This is a genomic window from Jhaorihella thermophila, assembly GCF_900108275.1.
Taxonomy (GTDB): Bacteria; Pseudomonadota; Alphaproteobacteria; order Rhodobacterales; family Rhodobacteraceae; genus Jhaorihella; species Jhaorihella thermophila.
In genome coordinates this window covers 1-4,762 of sequence record NZ_FNVD01000049.1, presented here as the reverse complement: position 1 = coordinate 4,762, position 4,762 = coordinate 1, and the positions used below count along the sequence as shown (strand labels likewise).

At 58.2% G+C, this 4,762-nt stretch carries 4 protein-coding genes; all 4 read right to left on the bottom strand.

Annotated features, from left to right (window positions below):
* Positions 1 to 753 precede the first annotated feature (753 nt).
* Genes C4S70_RS19550 through C4S70_RS18185 form a run of 4 tightly spaced genes read right to left on the bottom strand, consistent with a single transcriptional unit; the run spans position 754 to position 4,355 of the window.
* Positions 754 to 966, bottom strand: coding sequence for a topoisomerase DNA-binding C4 zinc finger domain-containing protein (locus tag C4S70_RS19550; RefSeq protein WP_456077574.1), 213 nt, complete (start codon positions 964 to 966; stop codon positions 754 to 756).
* The gene (locus C4S70_RS18195; protein WP_160114914.1) at positions 966 to 2,924 is read right to left on the bottom strand and encodes a helix-hairpin-helix domain-containing protein; all 1,959 of its coding nucleotides are present in this window, start codon (positions 2,922 to 2,924) and stop codon (positions 966 to 968) included. Before C4S70_RS18195 ends, C4S70_RS19550 begins: the two co-directional genes overlap by 1 nt.
* A gap of 2 nt (positions 2,925 to 2,926) precedes the next feature.
* The gene (locus C4S70_RS18190) at positions 2,927 to 3,673 is read right to left on the bottom strand and encodes a PP2C family serine/threonine-protein phosphatase (RefSeq protein WP_104009494.1); all 747 of its coding nucleotides are present in this window, start codon (positions 3,671 to 3,673) and stop codon (positions 2,927 to 2,929) included.
* A 4-nt stretch (positions 3,674 to 3,677) separates the two neighbouring features.
* A complete protein-coding gene (locus C4S70_RS18185) occupies positions 3,678 to 4,355 on the bottom strand; it encodes a vWA domain-containing protein (protein WP_104009493.1) in 678 nt (225 codons plus the stop codon).
* Positions 4,356 to 4,762 lie beyond the last annotated feature (407 nt).

Below are 4,762 nucleotides of genomic sequence, written 5' to 3'. Positions count from 1 at the left end.
GCGAATGCTGCTTCCGTTTCGACATCTCTGATCTCATCTTCGTCGAAGATCAGCAGACAGCAATTTGTAGCCTACGTCAGCGTCCGATTTTCGGGGAGTAGCTCACAGGGCTTCGGCCACTTCTCTTGCGGAAAGCAATTCACGTTTCATGTTTCGCCTCTCGTGCGCTTGTCTGATTGGCATTGAGAATGCGCGAGAATTCACGCGGTGCAATGGCTGCACCCCGTGTCGGCGAATCGATTCAGCGCACCGATTTCCGGCAGAAGCGGCTAATCATGCAACGTCAGAAGCATAGTGGCATAATAGCCTGATAATTCAACATATTCAAAGCAGGGCCCGTCGCGATTTCTGCTGAGGGACGCAGCCCATTTTGCAACCCGTTGCCACTTTGTTCTCACCGTCCGATTCGGACAACCGAAGCGAGTTGGGCCTCCGAGAGCTGCTTCGTGAGCGTCCGTTAAATCCGACCTGACGGCTGAATCCGATCTGACGGCGTCTGGGAAAGTGGTCACAGCGTCCATCATCGATGGTGGACACTGTGAGGCACTCTTAGCTGCCAAAGCAGCGCAACAGTGCGCGCATCCGTTCAGCAGGGCGGGTTCAACGGACGGGCACGCTCGAGAAGACTCGATTTTCAAATCGCTCGACCAAAAACGCCGTGAACTACTGAAATCATGGAGATGTATTTTTTGCAGCGTGCCATCCACCTATGTCACGTCATATGGCACGTCCTATGGCACCCTTATTGTTCCTTCAGATGTTCCGAGTGCCCTTGCAGCGCGGATAACGCGAACAGCCCCAGAACTGCCCGCCTGCATTTGGGCCCCGCCGCGCTATCCTGCGCACCATTGAGGCACCGCAACGCGGGCAGGTTGGTCTGCCTGACGTAGCAGTTTGGCGTGGCGGCGTGGGTGTGGCGACGCGGGACGTTCTTGGCGGTTGTGGCGCCGGTCGCGGCGGAGGTATTACCTCAACGTCACGGTGGAGGCCGGAACAGACGCACCCAACTCGCGCAGGTCTTGTTCGGCTTGTGCTCGGGCTGCCAGCGCGTCGGTCAGTGCCCTGTCGCTTCTGGCCTTTGCTGGCAATGCGTCCAGCCGGGCCTTGGCGTTTCTCAGGGTGCCCAGCCCGTTGCGGATCGTGGATTCCAACTTTGCCTTTTCTGCCGCATACCGCCCGCGTAAAACCCTTTCATCAGCGATGTCCTGAGCATTCGGCGTCCGGTCGTACTTGAACCGGGACTCATGTCCGCGCCGCCATGCCATCAGCTTGTCGGTCATCACCTCACCGAACCCCGGCACCCGTAGAACAGCAGAACGGCTCACGTCGGCGGCAGTCTCAATCCCAAACGAAATCAGGGCTGCGGTTTTGGCTGGACCAATGCCGGAAATGCGTGCACGCCGGATGGAGAACCGGTCAAGATAGGCCTGCCTTTGCCGTGCCTCTCTGTTGGACTTCATCTCCATGATTGCGCGAGTGAGCGCTTCGTCATGGCCTTTGTAGGCAGCGATGGCTGCATCCAGATCGCCGCGCACCTTGATAACCTCGGCCATGCCGTTGCGCTGAACAAAGGCATTCAACTCGCGCTGAACCCGTTCATCGGCATCTTTGAAGGCTTGTTGAAACGGGCCGGGCTCAACTTCACGGTCGGAGAAGGTAACCCAGCCCCAGATTGCCATACCGATCCATACGAACCACGCCGGGGCAGCATAGATGAATCCGGCGACTGCGCCACCCATCAGGAGCAAGCCGAATAAGGCGCGACCTCGCTTCGCGCTCCTAGCTTCGCGCAACGCATTGCTGGCACCGCGCGGCGCAGCTACTGCGGGAAGCAAGTCAGCGACCGTTGGGAAGCGGAACGCCAGGATCTCCCTGATTGCCTGTTCCGTGCCTCGCGCGTCGGTCGGGATATTCGGTTCCACCGCGGTAAGGTCCGGGAACATGTCAAAGCCGTTGGTGGCGGCCAGCTTGCACCAGACACATCCACCGGCGGCGCTGGGGTAATAGTGCGTCTTGACTTTGCTACAGTGGCTCAGTGCGCCTTCAAGAGTATTCAGGGCGTGAATCCAATCCAGCGCGCTCGGACGCGCGCCCGGTGTCAGACCGAAAGCGTTCTCGAATGCACGGGAGATTGCCTCCGGGAACATATCGAGTGTCAGCGCACCGGGCGGCGGGGTTGTTTGTGTTGCCGCCCGGCGCGCGAGAGAATAGGCGAAACGGTTCTGGGCGATGGCGTCGCCCATAGAGATGTCTGGGCCTTTGTAGCGCCCGGCATAGGGGTGACGACCCATGAACAGCAGGTGGAAGATCGCAACCGCCAGTCCGAAGTTGTCGTGTTCTATGGTGCGCTGAACGGACGCGAGGTTCTTCCCATGCAACTCAGGCGGCGTGAAATCAGGAACCCCGACGACACAAGGATAGGACTTGCCGTTCAAGCTGAACTGGAAGCTATCCGCGTCGATGAGGGCAACAGTCGCATCTTGAGCCACCAAGATTCCGGAATGGTTCAAGTCGCCGATGATACAACCGGTCTGGTGCACCTTCCCAACGGCGCGGGCGACATTAAGTGCGGCATGAACGATAAACCGATAGTCCGACTTCGGGAAATGGCGCTGGCGAGACTTGGGGCTGTAAAGCTCATGTAGCGGACGATAGCCCGACACGAGGCGCATGACGAAGCCCAGAAAATTTCCGCGGCGGTCAGTCACCACCTCGCCGGGGTAAGCGACGAGGTCGGTCTTGACGGCGAGCCCTTCGCCCACCATCGCCCGCACCTTGTCTTCACGTTTGGCGCGCAGGCCGGTGTTGTAGATTTTTGCAGCAAGCCCGGAGCGGCCTTTGATCGCGTAGACGTTGCCTTCGCCACCCTTGCCGATCAATTCGGCAACCGAAACCCGATCCTTTCCGATGAAGATTTCTTGCACGATCAGCCCTCGGAAATGAGGATGAGCGTCTTGTCATCGTCGGTGCGTTCGCACACCGATGGTCCGGCGAGATATGTGGCCAGCTTCGCCGATAGCTCGATAAGCCGCCCCTCGCCCGGTGCAGCATCAACAGGACGGAACATAGGGTCGAAGAACCGGGGATGTGCGTTCTGTTCAAGATGCGACAAGGCAAGATCGCCAACACCATCGGAGAACAATGCAAATGCGTCGTGTTCTCTTGGGTGGCGGGAGATGTTCAGGCGCGGTTCTGGATCATCGGTGACAAAGTAGGTGGTGGACGCATACTCGCCGTTCTCGGGCCAGCACAGCACATCCCATTCGGTGCCTTTCCGCCCCACAACAGCGCTATCGCCGATATGCAACGTTACAGCTTCATCTGGCGTCACAACAATTGCCGCAAGCGTCGCGGCGAATTGCCGGGGAGTAGATTCCCGTTGCGTAGCTATCGCCGAAATTCGATCTCGCAGTTCATCTATCCAGTCCGCCAATACTTCATCGGACGGCAAGTCGGGATTGGCGCGTACCCACTCTCGAAATCGAACTGAAAGGAAACGGCAAATCAGCCACGCGCCAAATGCGCCAAATTTCGCGCTCCCCGCGCCATCTGAAACCACTGCGAAAATGATACCATTGCCAATTTCGGCAACAGCATAGGCATCTTGCAGCCTGTCACCATTCTGAATGTGCGACGATCCGACTACGGACGCGGACGCCCATCGCCAAGCCACGGGGTCACCCTGCTACAGCCCAGCCATCCGGGGCTGTCGGGTTGTCGAGAGGAACAGCGTCACCGGGGTTGGACTGCGAGACCGCGCTGAGCGAACTGGACAACCACTGGAATAGTTCCTTGAACGCCAGCCCTTTCAGTTTAAGCGGCTGACGGGTCGCGATCTGGCCAAGAACGTTCATGTCCGCTTGATCCACGCCTACGGCATAGAACATGAACTCCTTGCGCTCTTCGCCTTCATGAACGCGCTGTTTCGCTTCTTGCCAATCGTCAGTCGGAGCGCCATCTGTAATGAGGAACACCCACGGTCGATAGTACTTGATGCCATTCTCTCGATAGCGGTCTTTGCGCTGGCGGAGCAAATCGAGCCCGGTCAATATTGCTTCGCCCATGGGTGTTGCATTGTCCGCCACCAGCGTCTCGGGATAGAAATGGTCCACCGTAGTAAAGTCGGATTTAATCTCCACCGGGCCGAAAGTGACCATCGCCAATTCCACACGCTTTGCCGCCATGGGATCGTTCATGAGCTCCTGCCGCAAAGTGGCCAGTCCTTCATTCAATTCCGAAATCGGTGCGCCGCTCATGGAATAGGACGTATCCAATAGAAGAATTACCGGACAGCGCTGCTCCGGATTTTCCGCGAATTCCGCATCGCTGAATGGCTGCTGTTCGAATTCGTCCATGCTATCACCTCACTGGTTGGATCATCAACAGGCCAATATAAGCCTTTGCTGCCGCGAACTTACTACTTCAGGGCGAGAGCGGGAAGACCGAGATTGGCTGCCCGGACGCGCTTCGCACTCCGTTTGCCGCGCCCCGGAGGTGCACCCCGTTGCAACTTCCTTGAGGCGAAGCCCATCCGCGCGATGCTCCTGCTCGCCAGAGTCGCTCGGTGCACCGCGTTGCACCGTCCCCGAACGATGCCCCGTCATGAGGCAACTGTCGGGGTTTTAGCGGTGCACCGGGGTGCAACGGAGGGCGACGAAACAGACTATTGAAGTGGTCCCAGAAAATCGGACAGCGAGCTAAGGTGTATCCCAAACCTATTGGAGGGATACGAGATGGCGAAACGCCGGAAGTTCACAGATCA